Origin of the sequence: Marinobacter litoralis (assembly GCF_016427555.1) — a bacterium.
Taxonomy (GTDB): Bacteria; Pseudomonadota; Gammaproteobacteria; order Pseudomonadales; family Oleiphilaceae; genus Marinobacter; species Marinobacter litoralis_A.
In genome coordinates this window covers 369,350-385,175 of sequence record NZ_JAELVS010000003.1, presented here as the reverse complement: position 1 = coordinate 385,175, position 15,826 = coordinate 369,350, and the positions used below count along the sequence as shown (strand labels likewise).

Genomic DNA, 15,826 nt, shown 5'->3' with positions numbered 1-15,826 from the left:
CCAGGCGGACGCTCCGAGGGCGGCCGTTCGTACATGAGCCCGCTGCCTGCCGTTGTTATCTTTCTTCTTTCTGCGATTTTTCTTTCCGGCTGTAATACAGCTGCCATCTACAACGACGATCGTTATAACCCACCGGTGTATTGGGGGAGCCACGTGGTCAAGAGTGGTGAAACCCTTTACGGCATTGCCTGGCGTTATGGTCGGGATTACCGGGAGCTGGGAGATGCTAACGGTTTGAGGCCTCCCTGGAACATAAAAGCAGGACAAGTTTTAAGGCTGGACCGAAAGGGGCGGATCCGACATAGCGCGGATTCGACAGCTCAGGCCAGGCGAATGCCGGCTGCGAAACCACCGGCATCGAGAACGCCGCCGGCCAAAGCGGCGCCGGTAAAGTCGGTATCGAAAGCGCCTTCGGTTCGACGGTCCGGCTCACAGAGTAGTCAGACCGTTGCCAATATCAAGTGGCGTTGGCCGCATGCTGGCACCGTAATTGCTTCGTATTCTACGTCGGGAAAAGTCAATAAAGGCATTGATATTGTTGGCCGACCCGGGGATGCTGTTAAGGCAGCAGCCGATGGGAGTGTGGTTTACGCAGGGGACGGGTTGCTTGGTTACGGTAACCTGATTATTGTGAATCACAACGAACATTATCTGAGTGCATATGCACACAATCGCAAGATTTTAGTGCAAGAAGGGGAGGGCGTAAAAGCAGGTCAGGTCATTGCCGAACTGGGCAGTAGCGGTACGGACAAACCGATGTTGCATTTTGAAATCCGAAAAAATGGCAACCCGGTCGATCCCGCCCGATACCTGCCAAGGCGCTAGAAAAAGTGGTTTCCGAAGGGAGCCGGGATCAGCAAAAAGCAAAACAAGAAAAACGGCAACGGAAATTGCCAACAAAAACATTAATATCCTGAACAGAACCAAAAACGATGGGCCCGGAATAATAAGATGTAGAGGGCGATCACAGGATTATTGAGAGGCGGGATGCATCATGTCACTAGAGCAAGAAGGCGTCATTGATCGCGTAGCAGAAGTAGACGAATTGGACGAGTCGATGTTGACCGAAGGTAAGCCCGGCAAAACGCCAGCTACCAAAGCGGCAGTCGATAAATCAGATGACCTTACTTACCGCGGGAAGTTTCTTGCTTCCCAAAAGCAGCTGGATGCCACTCAGCTGTACCTCAACGAAATTGGTTTTTCCCCCTTACTAACACCAGAAGAAGAAGTGTATTTCGCACGCTTGGCCCGAAAGGGCGAAGAGTCTGGTCGTAAGCGGATGATTGAAAGCAACTTGCGGTTGGTGGTGAAAATCGCCCGGCGCTATGTCAATCGCGGGCTCACACTTCTCGATTTGATCGAGGAGGGTAATCTGGGGCTCATCAGAGCGGTTGAAAAGTTCGACCCGGAACGGGGCTTCCGGTTCTCGACTTATGCAACCTGGTGGATTCGCCAGACCATCGAGCGGGCAATCATGAACCAGACCCGTACCATCCGCTTGCCCATCCATGTGGTTAAAGAGCTCAATCTGTACCTGCGTGCCGCACGAGAGCTCACTCAGAAGCTGGACCACGAACCAACCGCAGAAGACATTGCCCAATTGGTTGATAAGCCGGTCAAGGACGTCAAGCGCTTGCTGGGGCTTAACGAGCGTGTGGCCTCGATGGATACACCTCTCGGTGCCGGCAGTGATAAGTCGCTTCTGGATACCGTGGCCGACGAAGGCGCGTCGGATCCAGCGGACGTACTGCAAGACAACGACATGAATTCGTGCCTTGAAAACTGGATCGACCAGTTGAGTGACAAGCAGCAGGAAGTCTTGTCGCGCCGATTTGGTTTGCGGGGTTATCCGATCAGTACCCTCGAGGAAGTCGGGCAGGAAATCGGACTGACTAGGGAGCGTGTGCGTCAGATTCAAGTGGAGGCTCTGCGCCGATTAAGAGAAATCCTTGAAAAAGAAGGCCTTTCTAGTAACCTGTTATTCGAATAGGTTGCGCTCGATCTGAGGCGAATAAAAAACCGGCGATGGAAACATGGCCGGTTTTTCATTTATGGTCACTATCAAATGAGAACCAGGTGCCGATGACGAGTTTACCTTCATTGCTAGAATGTGGCGTCGGTTGGAGGCTGTGTGCCGGCCTCGGCACGAAACCGCGTTCGATAATAATGATGGAAGGAAAGGACGATGAAGAAGACACTTACAACGGGATTTGCCTCTTTGCTATTGGCTGGAGCACTGGTAACGCCCGTGCATGCTCTCGAAGTGGCCGGTGTTGATATTCCCGACACCTACACGGCAGCAGGCCAGGAACTTATGTTGAACGGTGCGGGCACGCGCTCGAAGTGGTTTATGGATCTATACGTTGGTGGTCTATACGTTCAAGAGCAAGTCAGCGATGGCGGCACCGTTATTAATGCAGATGAGCCACAAGCCATCGCTTTGCATATAACCTCTGGCATGATCACCAGCGATCGAATGACCGAGGCTACGATGGACGGTTTCAAGGCGGCAACTGACGGCGACCTGTCCGCCATTCAGTCCGACGTTGACCAGTTCCTCGCTGTGTTCGGAGAGGAAATCAAAGAAAGCGACGTGTTTGAGCTCGTGTACGTTCCAGGCACTGGCGTGCAGGTGTTCAAGAATGGCGAGCAAAAAGATACCGTGGGTGACTTTGAATTTAAAAAGGCGCTGTTTGGAATCTGGCTGTCAGACGAACCCGCCCAGAAAGACTTGAAGGCTAAGATGCTTGGCAAGAGCTAAGGATCAAGTAGGTTTCAAGGCACAAAAAAACCGGCTGTTGCCGGTTTTTTTGTGCCTTGGGTAAAGCTTTAAGGGCCTTACAGGTAATCCCGTTTCTGCTTGAATTCACAGAGATCTTCAATCAGACAGGATCCACATTTGGGCTTTCGCGCGACACAGGTGTATCGACCGTGCAAAATGAGCCAGTGGTGCGCGTCCATTAAAAACTCTTTTGGCACCAGGCGCATTAATCGTTTTTCTACTTCCAATACGGTCTTGCCAGGCGCTATACCGGTGCGATTGGAGACCCGGAAAATGTGGGTGTCCACGGCCATAGCCGGCTGCCGGAAGGCGGTATTCAGTACAACATTGGCGGTTTTTCGGCCGACGCCCGGCAAAGCCTCCAGGTCTTCGCGGTTATCGGGCACTTCGCTGTTATGTTTGTCGATGAGGATCTTACAGGTTTTGATCACGTTTTCGGCTTTGCTGTTAAACAGACCGATCGTTTTAATGTATTCCTTGAGCCCATCGACTCCCAGTGCATAGATGGCTTCCGGGGTATTTGCTACCGGATAAAGTTTGTCGGTGGCTTTGTTCACGCCAACGTCAGTAGCTTGTGCCGACAAAATCACCGCAATCAGTAGCTCAAACGGAGAGCTGTAGTTCAGCTCGGTGGTCGGATTCGGGTTCTCGTTTCTCAGGCGTGTGAAGATTTCGGTACGCTTATCTTTGTTCATGATCTTCCGGAAATAGAGTCGTTCATGACAGTCAGGAAACGGTGCCGGTCACCCGCACGCGTTTGCTACCTGCTTCTGCCTGCACAGGTGCTGCAGCCAATTGCTTCTCTTTCAGGCGCTGGTCAATACTGTTTTTCAGTGCAATGAGAAGGCCCAGCCCCACAAACGCACCCGGCGGAAGCACCATGAACAGCATGTCGGGGTAGTGCTCGAAAGGGCGAATGGTCCAGTTTGCGGCATCCGGGCCGAGCAACAAATGCATATCGGCAAATAAGGTCCCCTGGCCAATTAATTCCCGCATACCACCCAGAAGGATTAAGACCAGCAGGAAGCCCAGCCCCATCATGACACCGTCAAGGAGAGCGGGCAGGGGCGCGTTTTTGGAGGCAAAAGCATCAGCACGACCCAGAATGGCGCAATTGGTTACGATCAGGGGAATGAATATGCCGAGAATTTGATAAAGCTCATAGGTGAATGCCTGCATCAGCAGTTCTGCACAGGTCACGAATGAGGCGATGATCATCACAAAGGCCGGGAGGCGGACCGACTCACCGACAAAATTGCGGATCAGCGAGACCGACAGATTAGAGCCGATCAGAACCAGTAAGGTAGCAAGCCCTAGACCAATGGCATTGACGACGGTGCTGGTGACCGCCAGCAATGGGCAGAGCCCTAGCACCTGTACCAGGGCAGGGTTATTGGTCCATAGACCTTCTTTGATAATTTCGGTAGAAGTTTTGGTGGCCATAATCACGAATGCTCCGCAGTGTTGAGTTCACCCGCAATGACTTCGGGGCGCTGCGTGTTGGGATTGCCGGGTAGCGCTTCGTTCAAGCGTTCCCGTATATCCTGCCGGTGTTCCTGGAAATAGACCAGCGACCGTTGAACGGCTTTCACGATGGCTCGCGGAGTGATGGTGGCACCGGTGAATTGGTCGAAGACACCGCCGTTCTTTTTGACATTCCAAAGCCTGGGCCGCGGATTGCTGAGGGAACGCCCGTCGAAATTGTAAATCCAGTCGGATTTCCGGGTTTCTATACGGTCGCCCAGCCCGGGTGTTTCACGGTGATTGGTCACCCGAACGCCCATGATCTCGCCATCCATGTTAATGCCCACCAGCAAGCGAATGTCGCCAGAATACCCGTCCGGGGCGGTAGTGGGCATGATAATCCCGACCGGTTGGCCGCTGCTCCGGGCAACCCATACCTGTACCGGATCTTGCGACGGTAGTTGGGAGTCTGCCGGCAGCGTCACAACATCTTTCAGCAAATCGTTGTCGTGCTGGCTTTCCGGGATGATTTCAAACAGTGCTTTGGCTTCAGCGCGTTCAGCCTGTTCGATTATCCGGTTTTTAGTGACACCTTGGGTCAGTGCGATAGTGCCGCCGGTAATGACAGCGAACAGGCCCAAACCAATGGCGCTACGGCGAACGGAACTCATCATTGCATTCATGACTTCGCTCCGTTTTTGCTGGGCAGACCACGACGTGCTTTGTGGTGCCCATAGGTACGCGGTGGTGTGTAATGATCAATAAAGGGCACCGCAAAATTCATCAATAAAACGCTAAAGGCGACCGCATCCGGATAGTTGCCCCAGGTACGGATCAGGTAAACAAGCACACCGATACTGGCACCGTAGACAAGCTTGCCGTGATGACTGGTGGCCGCCGAGACGGGGTCTGTGGCAATAAAGAACGCGCCAAGCATGGTACCGCCGGCTAACAGGTGCAGCTGCAGTGGAACGTACTGATCGGCATTGCTGCCAAACGCCAGGCTCATAACAGTGATGCCGGCAAGAAACGCTACCGGAATGTGCCAACTGATAATTTTCAGGGCGATAAGCGCCAGCCCGCCCAGCAGAAATGCCAGATTAACCCACTCCCAGCCTCGAGCCACAAGCTCACCAAAAGTGGGGTGTTGCAGCACTTCGGCTGCGGTGTGTGTGGCAATTTTGTGTTTGTATTCATCCAGAGGCGTGGCCATGGTCCAGCCATCGACCGCGGTTTGGCTGGCGGAAAAAATTGTAGCCAGAGTATCACCAAATCCCGGTGCCCCAGCCCAGAGTGCGGTTGGCTGAGCCCAGTTCGTTGTCATGGCAACGGGAAACGACACCAGCACCAGAGCATACCCGACCATGGCCGGGTTAAACGGGTTTGAGCCTAAGCCTCCGTAGAGTTGTTTCGCCACCACAATGGCGGTAATGACGGCAACCGCAGAGACCCACCAGGGCGCCAGTTGCGGCAGAGATAACCCCAGCAGCAGGCCGGTGACCGCCGCCGTATTGTCACGCAAGAAAAAGCCAATCGGTTTGTTTCGAAGCTTCAGAACGAGGGCTTCGGTAGCAATTGCCAGTGCGACGCACCAAATCACATTGATCAGGTTACCCCAGCCAAAGAACAAGGTTTGGGCAAGCAAGCCCGGAAGTGCTGCGAGAATGACCCACAGCATAACGCGCGATGTGGGGCGCGCGCTGCGGGCGTGAGGAGAAGACTGTTGAATTAATGCCATGAACGATCAGCCTGAAATAAGTTACTCGGACGACGGAGTTTCGGGTTCAGCCGGGACTTGCTTACGGGCTTCGGCGAGCGCCTCTTTTGCCCGTTTAACGCGCTCGTGGTTTTTTGCGACCGCGCGCTCGAGTTTGTCGACGTTGTCGGCTTGCTGAGCTTTTGCCTCGTCGAGCATCCCTTGCATGGTATTGAGCTTGGCTTCGGCTTGGGTGACCTGTTTCTCCAGCGCTTCGAAATCGGGTTGTTCTGCAGCCGGTGCAGGCTCAGGTTTGGCCTCGGCGGCTTTGGCTTTTTTGCGCTCCAGTGCCTGCTGCACCAAAGCCGCTTTGGCTGCCCGGTCGTCAGCGGCGTCGCCTTCTGCTGCTGCCTTTTCGGCTTCGGCCTTCTTTTTCGCCTGCGCTTCGGCGGCGGCTTTCGCTCGCTCTTTGCGGCGCTGTTCTTTTTCTTGCTGCTCCCGCTCAAGACGCGCCTGGCGAGCCTCGAACCGTTCTCTCGCTCGGTCCGATTTGAGTTGTTCTTCGCGCTGGTTGCGAATTTCGCCTTTGGCAAAGCGATAGTATTGCACCAAGGGAATTGAACTTGGGCAAACGTAAGAGCAGGCCCCGCATTCGATGCAATCGAACAGGTTAAGGTGCTCGGCTTTCTCGAACTCTTCCGCTTTGGAGTACCAGAAAAGCTGCTGAGGCAAGAGTTCCATCGGGCATACTTCCGCGCATTGGCCACAGCGAATACAGGGCTGCTCTGGCGGCGGAGCCTGAAGTTCCCGAGCGGTTGCAGCAATTACGCAGTTGGAGGTTTTTACCACCGGAACCGCATCGGTGGTGAGCGTGTAGCCCATCATGGGGCCGCCTTGCACCAAACGGTTCAGTAACTGAGCTTGCAGCCCGGCCGCGGATAACAAATCGCTGACCGGTGTACCAAGCAGAGTGTCGAAATTGCCGGGCTCTTGCACGGCGTCACCGGTGATGGTCACGATCCGCGAAATCAGCGGCTTGCCTTCATGGATCGCGCGCGAGACGGCAACGGCTGTGCCCACGTTCTGGCACATCACTCCGATGTCTGCCGGTATGCCACCGCTGGGTACTTCCAAGCCCGTCAGAATATGGACCAGCTGTTTTTCACCCCCAGACGGATATTTGGTCGGGATGACCGTCACTTCAATCTGAGTGCCTTCTACCGCTTCGCGCAGGGCAGCAATCGCTTCCGGTTTGTTGTCCTCAATGCCAATAACGCATCGGGAGGGGCGTAAAATCCACGCCATAATTTGCATGCCCGACACCACCTCGGCGGCGTGTTCGCGCATGGTCATATCATCAGCTGTGATGTAAGGCTCGCACTCGGCACCGTTGAGGATCAGCGTCTCAACCTTGCGGTCACGAGGTGGTCTTAGCTTGATGGTCGTCGGAAAGCCCGCACCGCCCATGCCAGAAATGCCCGCGTCGCGGATCAGCTGCAACACTTCGTCCCGGTCGAGTTTTTGATAGTTCACCACGGGGTGCAGATCGACCCACTTGTCTTCACCATCCGGTTGCAGAATCACACATAGGTCCGACATGCCTGACGGGTGGGGGACCGGTTGCTGTTCAATGGCCTGGATGGTGCCGGAGGTCGGTGCGTGAACCGGAACACCCATGCCGGTTGTGATGTCGGCTATTTTCTGGCCCTTCAGGACCCGGTCACCTACATTGACCAACGCTTCAGCTTGCACACCGATATGTTGCTGCAACGGCAGGATCAGGCGTTCAGGAATACCGGCCGGCCGGATAGGGCGACGGGTGGATTGAATCTTGTTTTCGGGCGGATGAATGCCGCCTGAAAAATCCCACAACTGGCTCATCAGACGGTGGCTCCCTGGCGATCAGTGGCAATAATGCTCGGTGCTGGTGGTGTCCAGGTACGGATGTCCGTTTCAACGGTGACCATATCAATGCAATCAACGGGGCAAGGCTCCACGCACAGATCACAGCCCGTGCATTCGCTTTCGATAACCGTGTGCATGTGCTTCGCTGCGCCGAGGATGGCATCCACCGGGCAGGCCTGGATGCATTTTGTGCAGCCAATGCACTCGTCTTCCCGAATCACCGCAACGCGGACGGCTTGCTCGGCGCCGTGTTCGGCATCCAAAGGCTGAGGCTCCACATCGAGCAGATCAGCCAGAGCTTTTATGGTGCTTTCACCCCCGGGGGGGCATTTGTTGATGGCATCACCTTCAGCAATGGCATCGGCATAAGGCCGGCAGCCCGGGTAGCCACATTGGCCGCATTGGGTTTGGGGCAGGAGGGAGTCGATCTGATCGACCAGAGGGTTGCCCTCAACCTTGAAGCGTTCGGAAGCAAATCCTAGTAATCCACCAAATACCAACGCCAACGTGAGCAGCACGGTGACGGCAATCAGGAAACTAATCCACATCGTGCGTGCTCCTCAGACCGCAACCAGGCCGGTAAAGCCCAGGAAGGCCAGTGCCATCAGACCGGCCGTGATCAGGCCAATGGAGGCGCCGCGAAAGGCCACAGGGACATCTGATACTGCAATGCGCTCACGCATCGCCGCAAACAGAACCAGCACCATAGAAAAACCGGCCGCTGCCCCGAAACCGTACAGAACAGATTCGATAAAATTGTTGTTCTTGTTGATGTTAAGCAGCGCGACACCCAATACCGCACAGTTGGTGGTAATAAGCGGCAAGAAAATGCCCAGAACCCGGTACAGCAAAGGGCTGGTTTTGCGCACCACCATTTCGGTGAACTGAACAACCACGGCAATCACCAGGATGAAAGTGATGGTGCGCAAGAACGCCAGATCCAGTGGTTCCAGCAAGTAGGTGTACGCAAGGTAACTGCACACAGACGCCAGCGTCAGAACAAAGGTAGTTGCCAGCGACATGCCCATGGCGGTTTCCAGTTTTCCGGAAACCCCCATGAAAGGACATAGCCCGAGGAACTGCACCAGCACGAAGTTGTTCACCAGGATCGTACTGACCAAAATAAGCAAATACTCTGTCATCAGGAGCGTCTCTGCTGTTGCTGCTTACATCACCCGCATGCCCGGCGTGGCGCCGGAGTCCGGGGATAGAATGAAAATGTCTTTCCCGCCCGGCCCTGCGGCCAGAACCATGCCTTCGGACATACCAAACTTCATCTTCCGAGGCTTCAGGTTGGCAACCATAACGGTCAGGCGGCCTTCGAGCTCTTCCGGTTTGTAGGCAGACTTAATACCCGCAAACACGTTTCGCTCGCCATGTCCCACGTCAAGAGTGAGGCGAAGTAGCTTGTCGGCACCTTCTACATGCTCAGCTTTGACGATTTTCACCACACGCAGATCCACCTTCGCGAAATCGCCGAATTCGATTTCGTCTGCAATGGGTTCCAGATCAGACGCGGGAGCCTGCTGCTGACCTGCAGCGGCTGGCATCTCTTCCTTGGAAGCATCCAGCATCTTCTCAACATGGGCCATATCGACACGGCTCATCAGAGGTTTGAACTTGTCGATGCCGTGATTTTCCAGCAGGTTCGCACGCTCATTCCAAGTCAGGCGGTCGTTCAGGAACGATGCCGATGCCTGTGCCGTCTTTGGCAATACCGGCGTCAGATACGTCATCAGCAGGCGGAACATGTTGATCGCATTCGTGCAGATCGCCTGCAGCTTATCGTCCTGACCTTCCTGCTTGGCAATGATCCAGGGCTGCTCGTCATTCACGTACTGGTTGGCAATGTCGGCCAACTCCATGATCCGGCGCATGGCACGACCAAATTCGCGGGTTTCGTAAAACTCCGCAATTTGTTCGCCAGCGTCGATGAATTCTTGCAGTTTTTCCTTCTCGGTAACTTGGCCGAGCTGACCATCGAACCGTTTGGTAATGAAACCGGCGCTGCGGCTGGCGATATTGACCACCTTGCCGACGAGATCCGAATTCACCCGCGCGGCGAAATCTTCGAGGTTCAAGTCCATGTCATCGACACCGCCGGTAAGCTTGGCGGCGAAGTAATAGCGCAAATATTCCGGGTTCAAATGATCCAGATAGGTGCGAGCCATGATGAAGGTGCCGCGAGATTTCGACATCTTCTTGCCATTAACGGTGACAAAGCCGTGTGCCCAAACCGCCGTTGGTGTGCGGAAACCGGCATCGTGCAACATCGAAGGCCAGAACAGAGCGTGGAAGTTGATGATGTCTTTACCAATGAAGTGATACACCTCGGCCGTGGAATCTTTCTTCCAGAAGTGCTCGAAATCGATACCTTCATGGTTACACAGGTTTTTGAAGCTGGCCAGATAGCCAATTGGCGCGTCCAGCCAAACGTAAAAATACTTGCCCGGCGCGTCCGGGATCTCAAAACCGAAGTAAGGCGCATCGCGGCTGATGTCCCACTCCTGAAGACCTGCGTCCAGCCATTCCGCCAGTTTGTTGGCCACTTGGGGTTGCAGTGTGCCACTGCGCGTCCACTTACTCAGGAAATCGTGGAACTCCGGCAGTCTGAAGAAGTAATGTTCAGACTCTTTCTCAACCGGCGTGGCACCTGAAACCGCTGAGCGAGGATTGATCAGCTCGCCGGGCGTATAGGTAGCGCCACAGGCCTCACAGTTATCCCCGTATTGATCGTCGGTCTTACATTTCGGGCAGGTGCCTTTAATGAAACGGTCCGCCAGAAACATCTCTTTTTCGGGATCAAAGAACTGCTTGATCTTGCGAGTCGCGATGTTGCCTTTGGCCTGGATCTGACGGTAGATGTATTCGGAAAAGTATTGGTTTTCTTCCGAATGGGTCGAGTAATAGTTGTCGAACTGGATGTGGAAGCCGGAAAAATCTTCCTGATGCTCCTGGCGAATCCGGTCAATCAACTGCTCCGGCGTAATGCCTTCACGCTCGGCCCGCAGCATAATCGCGGTACCGTGGGCATCGTCGGCGCAAACGTAATAGCAGTTGTGGCCACGCATTTTCTGGTAGCGCACCCAGATATCGGTCTGAATGTATTCCAGCAGGTGCCCGAGATGGATGGGCCCGTTGGCGTAGGGCAGAGCGCTGGTAACCAGAATGTCGCGCTGTTGATTGCTCGCTTGCGTCATGGTGATGTCCGAACCTTATGTTGATACGGGGTGGAAAGCCAAACAGGGTTTTGAAGACAATCAGAATTGATTGTTCCAGACGAAGACCCCATATGGTCAGAAACGGCCACAGATGATACCTTCCAAGCCATCAATTTTCACCTGCATTCAGGGTGATAAGCATATTCCGGAGACACCGATGACCCAGATCCCCCAAAAGGCACTTGAAGACGCCGTACGCGAATACCGTGACCCGTACCTGAACAAAGACCTTTACGAGCTGGGGGCGGTGAAAAATCTGACGGCAGACGAACAGGGAAATGTCACCTTGATGGTCGAGTTGCCATACCCGTCAAAAGGCATTGCTGGCGGCCTTAAACAAATCGTCGCCAATGCGATTGAGTTCGTAGACGGTGTAGAAAGCGCCGAAGTGCATGTCGCGCAAAAAATCCACGCCTGCAAAATCAACAAAGAAATCGCCTCGGTCCCCGGCGTGAAAAACATCATCGCCGTGGCCTCCGGCAAAGGCGGCGTCGGTAAATCCACCACCGCCGTCAACCTGGCCTTGGCGCTACACGCCGAAGGCGCCCGAGTCGGAATCCTGGATGCCGACATCTACGGCCCCAGCATCGGCATGATGCTCGGCGTGCCCGAAGGAAAACGCCCTGACGTGCGCGAAAATAAATACTTCGTGCCCATGCAGGCCCACGGCCTGCAAGCCAACTCCATGGCCTTCGTCACCACCGACAAAACCCCCATGGCCTGGCGTGGCCCCATGGTCAGCGGTGCCGTCATGCAACTGCTACAACAAACCCTTTGGGATGAACTCGATTACCTTGTGGTGGACATGCCACCGGGCACCGGCGACATCCAGCTCACCCTGGGCCAAAAAGTCCCGGTCACCGGCACCGTCATCGTCACCACTCCGCAAGACATCGCCTTGCTGGACGGTAAAAAAGGCATCGAAATGTTCCGCAAAGTGGACATCCCCGTGATCGGTGTGATCGAAAACATGAGCGTGCACATCTGCAGCAATTGCGGTCACGAAGAACACCTGTTCGGCTGCGAAGGCGGCGCACGCATCGCGGAAGAATACGACACCACCTTGCTGGGCCAGCTGCCCCTGCACATGACCATCCGCGAACAAACCGACAGCGGTTCGCCAACCGTCGTTGCCGAACCCGATTCTGAAGTGGCTCGCCGCTACCGTGATATTGCTCGCAGGGTAGGTGCGGAGCTGTCCACGAGGGAGCGGAATCTAGGTGGAACGATTTCAAGCGTTTCAGTAGTTGAGCCGTAACTTAGTTAGATGACTTGAGGAGCGCACGCTCCCAGGATTGTTCGCGACGCCAGGGACGACCGGCCAAAAATTTCGAAGGCCAAGGATGGCCTGAGAGAAGCGCACATGGATGTGCTCGTAGCGGTTTTTGGCCGGTCGTCCCTGGTGGCGCAGCCACCTGCAAAGCCTTCGACACAACCCCAAGGACAAGGTAAACTACGCCCCAATTTTTCCCAGCTGGAAACGAGAATTCTCCATGAGCATAAAGTCCGATAAGTGGATCCGCCGGATGTCCGAAGAACACGGCATGATCGAACCCTTCGAAGCCGGGCAAGTTCGTGAAAGCGACAAAGGCCGCGTCATCTCCTACGGCACCTCAAGCTACGGATACGACGTACGTTGCAGCAACGAATTCAAAATCTTCACCAACGTACACAGCGCCACCGTAGATCCGAAAAACTTCGACGAAAACAGCTTCGTCAACTACACCGGCGACGTCTGCGTTATCCCCCCGAACAGCTTCGCCCTGGCGCGCACCGTAGAATACTTCCGCATCCCCAGAAGTGTGCTCACCATCTGCCTTGGCAAAAGCACCTACGCCCGTTGCGGCATCATCGTTAACGTCACCCCTCTGGAACCTGAGTGGGAAGGCCAGGTGACTCTGGAGTTCTCCAACACCACCAACCTGCCGGCTAAAATCTACGCCAACGAAGGCGTGGCACAGATGCTCTTCTTCGAGTCTGATGAAATCTGTGAAACCAGCTACAAAGACCGTGGCGGAAAATACCTTGGCCAGACAGGCGTGACCCTGCCGCGGACATGAACGCCAACCAGTTTTTAAAAGCCGTTTCACAGCTGCAGGGATGGCGCGAATGCGCCTACCTGCTGGCTCTCGCCGAGCGAGCCTTCCCCAACTACGCGCTGTTCGCAGACGCAGTCGGCATGAAAAGCGGTGGCAAAATGCGCCAACTGCTCGATCTTGCCTGGGGGACCTTACAGCTGGACACCTCGGAAGCCGCGATTCCGCAGTTGCTCAGCAAGCTCGAAACCCTCAGCCCCAACGTCGATGAGTTCGATGCCTATGGCGTATACCCGGCTTTCGACTTCTGTCAGCTGCTGGAGCAAGCCTTGCTGAATCGCCTGAACCCGAACAAGCACCGGGCAACAGACGCGTCCCAGTTGGCCACCAAAACCGTCATGGATTTCGTTGAAATGTCGGAAGGTGAGGGCATGGATGACGACGAGCTGATCCGGTTGTTCGAGCAACACCCTTTGCTCAAAGAAGATAAAGTTTTCCAGCGCGACACGGTGCTCGCACTCAAGCGCCAGCGCGTACCCAGTGAAGACTTCATTGAAGAGCTGCGAAACGATGCTTCAAACGAAGGCGTCAGCAATCTGGGTATCTCCCTGGATACCTGATTGCCGCAGTCCGCAGTAGAATTCTCCTACACTCCCTCAATCGCTTTAGAACGGATAAGAGACATGAAACTCTCTGCTTTTGGTTGTAAGTTCACCGCTGACGCTGGTATCACTTCGCTCATGGATGATCTGGGGAATGCCATGGCATCGGGTGAAGATATGATCATGATGGGCGGTGGCAACCCAGGCCACATCCCCGAAGTTCAGCAGAGGGTGCAGGAAATTTTAGCGACGATGGCCACCGACGAGAATCAGGTGCGCCGCCTGGTGGGGATCTACGATCCCCCTCAGGGTGAAAAGCAGTTCATTGCCTCCTTGGCTGAGTTGTTGAACGAAGAATACGGGTGGGGGCTGAAGCCCGAGAATATCGCACTTACCAACGGCAGCCAGGCAGCTTTCTTCATGCTGTTCAATATGTTTGGCGGTGAGTACGGCAATGGGCAACGCAAGCACATCCTGCTGCCACTGGCTCCGGAATATATCGGCTATGCCGATGCCGGCATTGATCAGGATTTGTTCCACGCGGTACAGCCTGATATTTCGTTTACCGATGCCCATGAGTTCAAATATCGCGTGGACTTTGATGCGGTTGAAGTGACTGGTGAAACGGGTGCTATTTGCGTGTCCCGTCCTACCAACCCGACCGGCAACGTGATTACCGATGAAGAGCTGGCGCGCCTGGAAGCGATGGCTCGCGAGCAGGATATTCCGCTGATAGTGGACGGTGCCTACGGCACGCCTTTCCCGAGCTTGTTGTTCGTGGACGCAAAGCCGACCTGGAATGAACAGATCATTCTTTGCCTGAGTTTGTCCAAACTCGGTTTGCCGGCCGCTCGCACGGGCATCGTGATCGCCTCGGCGTCGATCATCAAAGCGCTGTCCGGTATCAACGCCATCATGAATCTGGCGACGGGCAGTTTCGGTGCCATGCTAGCCGAGCCGCTGGTGAAATCCGGCGAGATCTTGTCGCTGAGTCGCGAAGTGATTTGCCCGTTCTACAAAGCGAAAATGGAAAGGGCGGTCGAGGCATTTCGGGTGGCGATGGGCGAAGACAGTTGCCGCTGGTACATCCACAAGCCGGAAGGGGCAATGTTCCTTTGGTTGTGGTTCCCGGATTTGCCGATTTCAAGCCTGGAGCTATACCAGCGGTTGAAAGAGCGTGGGGTGCTGGTGGTGTCCGGGCACTATTTCTTCCCCGGCTTGCCGGATGATGACTGGAAGCATCGCCACGAGTGTCTGCGGGTGACCTACTCGCAGGATGATGAGCAGGTGGCTAATGGCCTGCGTATCATTGCCGACGAGGTAAAGGCAGTGTGGGCAGAGCGGCCTGCTTCGGGTCAGTCCTGAACCCGCGCATCTTTTAATCGTAACTCGTACTCGCTGCCATCTGGCTCGACCTGAAGCAGGCGGGCCAGCAAATAGTTTTGCTCGGGATCAAACCACATCAAGGTTTGGCGCTTCGAGTCTTCTTCGCGCACCTTCTCGGCTTTCAGGGTTTGCAAGGTTCGACCGCGATCGCTCAGGCTCTCTTCGGCAATGACCGCAAAGCGGTCGGTGTCGTAGTCGCCCTTATCCAACACGCGGTAGGTGATATCGCGCTTTCCCGCTTTCAAATCCTGATGCAGCTGCAGCTGGTAGCCCAAAGGGTCTAGTGTGCCTTCCTCAAGTTTTACCTCAAACGATTCGCCGCGATATTTCCCGGTCGCTATGCCGTTTTGCCAATCGAAATCGATGGACTGTTTTCGGTCTTTGATCAGAAAACCGGACAGCCGGTAGCGATAGCGTAAGGGAATAACGTGGCCGTTGTCCCATTTGAAAATCAGAGACTCATTGATGTCAGCGATGAACGAATCGACATCGGTACGGTACAGCCAAACGTTATTGCCCTGAGAGGTGAGCGTGCGGATGCCTTGGCCGTTCAGGCTTACGCCTTTGGACATAGACGCCGTGTAGCTGGCCTCGTAGGGGGTCAGTTCTGCCGTGGCAGTGCTGTTGGTGGATGCGCTGGCTGCGAGGCTTGAAAATAAGAGCCCCGCGAGCAGCGAAAGAATATTGATTGGCGCTTGGTAGCGTTGCATTCGAAGGCCTCTTCACGGTCTGTG

Annotated in this window: 16 protein-coding genes; 7 read left to right on the top strand and 9 right to left on the bottom strand. The window is 54.9% G+C overall.

Annotation, left to right across the window (positions count from 1 at the left end):
* The first annotated feature begins 33 nt into the window (after positions 1–33).
* The 3 genes from JAO79_RS11815 to JAO79_RS11805 all read left to right on the top strand — a co-directional run bounded on the left by JAO79_RS11815 (position 34) and on the right by JAO79_RS11805 (position 2,761).
* A complete protein-coding gene (locus tag JAO79_RS11815; RefSeq protein ID WP_199007457.1) occupies positions 34–825 on the top strand; it encodes a peptidoglycan DD-metalloendopeptidase family protein in 792 nt (263 codons plus the stop codon).
* A gap of 169 nt (positions 826–994) precedes the next feature.
* Complete coding sequence (rpoS, locus tag JAO79_RS11810; protein ID WP_199007456.1) at positions 995–1,990, top strand: RNA polymerase sigma factor RpoS; 996 nt, start codon at positions 995–997, stop codon at positions 1,988–1,990.
* A gap of 195 nt (positions 1,991–2,185) precedes the next feature.
* Positions 2,186–2,761 (top strand): chalcone isomerase family protein, encoded by a 576-nt coding sequence (locus tag JAO79_RS11805; protein ID WP_199007455.1) that lies wholly within the window; start codon positions 2,186–2,188, stop codon positions 2,759–2,761.
* A gap of 77 nt (positions 2,762–2,838) precedes the next feature.
* On the opposite strand, the gene nth is transcribed toward JAO79_RS11805, so the two are convergent.
* Genes nth through metG form a run of 8 tightly spaced genes read right to left on the bottom strand, consistent with a single transcriptional unit; the run spans position 2,839 to position 11,047 of the window.
* The gene (nth, locus tag JAO79_RS11800) at positions 2,839–3,477 is read right to left on the bottom strand and encodes an endonuclease III (RefSeq protein ID WP_199007454.1); all 639 of its coding nucleotides are present in this window, start codon (positions 3,475–3,477) and stop codon (positions 2,839–2,841) included.
* Between the two features lie 31 nt (positions 3,478–3,508).
* On the bottom strand, positions 3,509–4,225 hold the full coding sequence (locus JAO79_RS11795) for an electron transport complex subunit E (RefSeq protein WP_199007453.1): 717 nt from the start codon (positions 4,223–4,225) through the stop codon (positions 3,509–3,511).
* A 2-nt stretch (positions 4,226–4,227) separates the two neighbouring features.
* Positions 4,228–4,929: an electron transport complex subunit RsxG gene (gene rsxG, locus JAO79_RS11790; RefSeq protein WP_199007452.1), complete on the bottom strand. Its 702-nt coding sequence runs from the start codon at positions 4,927–4,929 to the stop codon at positions 4,228–4,230.
* The gene (gene rsxD, locus JAO79_RS11785) at positions 4,926–5,984 is read right to left on the bottom strand and encodes an electron transport complex subunit RsxD (protein WP_199007451.1); all 1,059 of its coding nucleotides are present in this window, start codon (positions 5,982–5,984) and stop codon (positions 4,926–4,928) included. Before rsxD ends, rsxG begins: the two co-directional genes overlap by 4 nt.
* Before the next feature lie 21 nt (positions 5,985–6,005).
* Complete coding sequence (rsxC, locus tag JAO79_RS11780; RefSeq protein ID WP_199007450.1) at positions 6,006–7,823, bottom strand: electron transport complex subunit RsxC; 1,818 nt, start codon at positions 7,821–7,823, stop codon at positions 6,006–6,008.
* The gene (rsxB, locus tag JAO79_RS11775) at positions 7,823–8,395 is read right to left on the bottom strand and encodes an electron transport complex subunit RsxB (RefSeq protein WP_199007449.1); all 573 of its coding nucleotides are present in this window, start codon (positions 8,393–8,395) and stop codon (positions 7,823–7,825) included. The genes rsxC and rsxB overlap by 1 nt, the downstream gene beginning before the upstream one ends.
* A gap of 12 nt (positions 8,396–8,407) precedes the next feature.
* Positions 8,408–8,989 carry an electron transport complex subunit RsxA gene (rsxA, locus tag JAO79_RS11770; RefSeq protein WP_199007448.1) on the bottom strand — a complete coding sequence of 194 codons (582 nt, stop codon included), beginning with the start codon at positions 8,987–8,989 and terminating at the stop codon, positions 8,408–8,410.
* Between the two features lie 24 nt (positions 8,990–9,013).
* Positions 9,014–11,047 (bottom strand): methionine--tRNA ligase, encoded by a 2,034-nt coding sequence (gene metG, locus JAO79_RS11765; protein WP_199007447.1) that lies wholly within the window; start codon positions 11,045–11,047, stop codon positions 9,014–9,016.
* Positions 11,048–11,225: 178 nt separating this feature from the next.
* On the opposite strand from metG, the gene apbC reads away from it, so the two are divergent.
* The 4 genes from apbC to JAO79_RS11745 all read left to right on the top strand — a co-directional run bounded on the left by apbC (position 11,226) and on the right by JAO79_RS11745 (position 15,071).
* On the top strand, positions 11,226–12,326 hold the full coding sequence (apbC, locus tag JAO79_RS11760; protein ID WP_199007446.1) for an iron-sulfur cluster carrier protein ApbC: 1,101 nt from the start codon (positions 11,226–11,228) through the stop codon (positions 12,324–12,326).
* Between the two features lie 235 nt (positions 12,327–12,561).
* Positions 12,562–13,128 carry a dCTP deaminase gene (gene dcd, locus JAO79_RS11755; RefSeq protein ID WP_199007445.1) on the top strand — a complete coding sequence of 189 codons (567 nt, stop codon included), beginning with the start codon at positions 12,562–12,564 and terminating at the stop codon, positions 13,126–13,128.
* Positions 13,125–13,724 (top strand): YjaG family protein, encoded by a 600-nt coding sequence (locus tag JAO79_RS11750; RefSeq protein WP_199007444.1) that lies wholly within the window; start codon positions 13,125–13,127, stop codon positions 13,722–13,724. Before dcd ends, JAO79_RS11750 begins: the two co-directional genes overlap by 4 nt.
* Before the next feature lie 63 nt (positions 13,725–13,787).
* Positions 13,788–15,071, top strand: a complete 1,284-nt coding sequence (locus tag JAO79_RS11745; protein ID WP_199007443.1) for a valine--pyruvate transaminase — start codon at positions 13,788–13,790, stop codon at positions 15,069–15,071.
* Here JAO79_RS11745 and JAO79_RS11740 read toward each other — a convergent pair.
* Entirely contained in the window at positions 15,062–15,802 is a 741-nt protein-coding gene (locus JAO79_RS11740) for a DUF3108 domain-containing protein (RefSeq protein ID WP_199007442.1), read from the bottom strand. The two genes, JAO79_RS11745 and JAO79_RS11740, sit on opposite strands and share 10 nt — an antisense overlap.
* Positions 15,803–15,826: the final 24 nt, after the last annotated feature.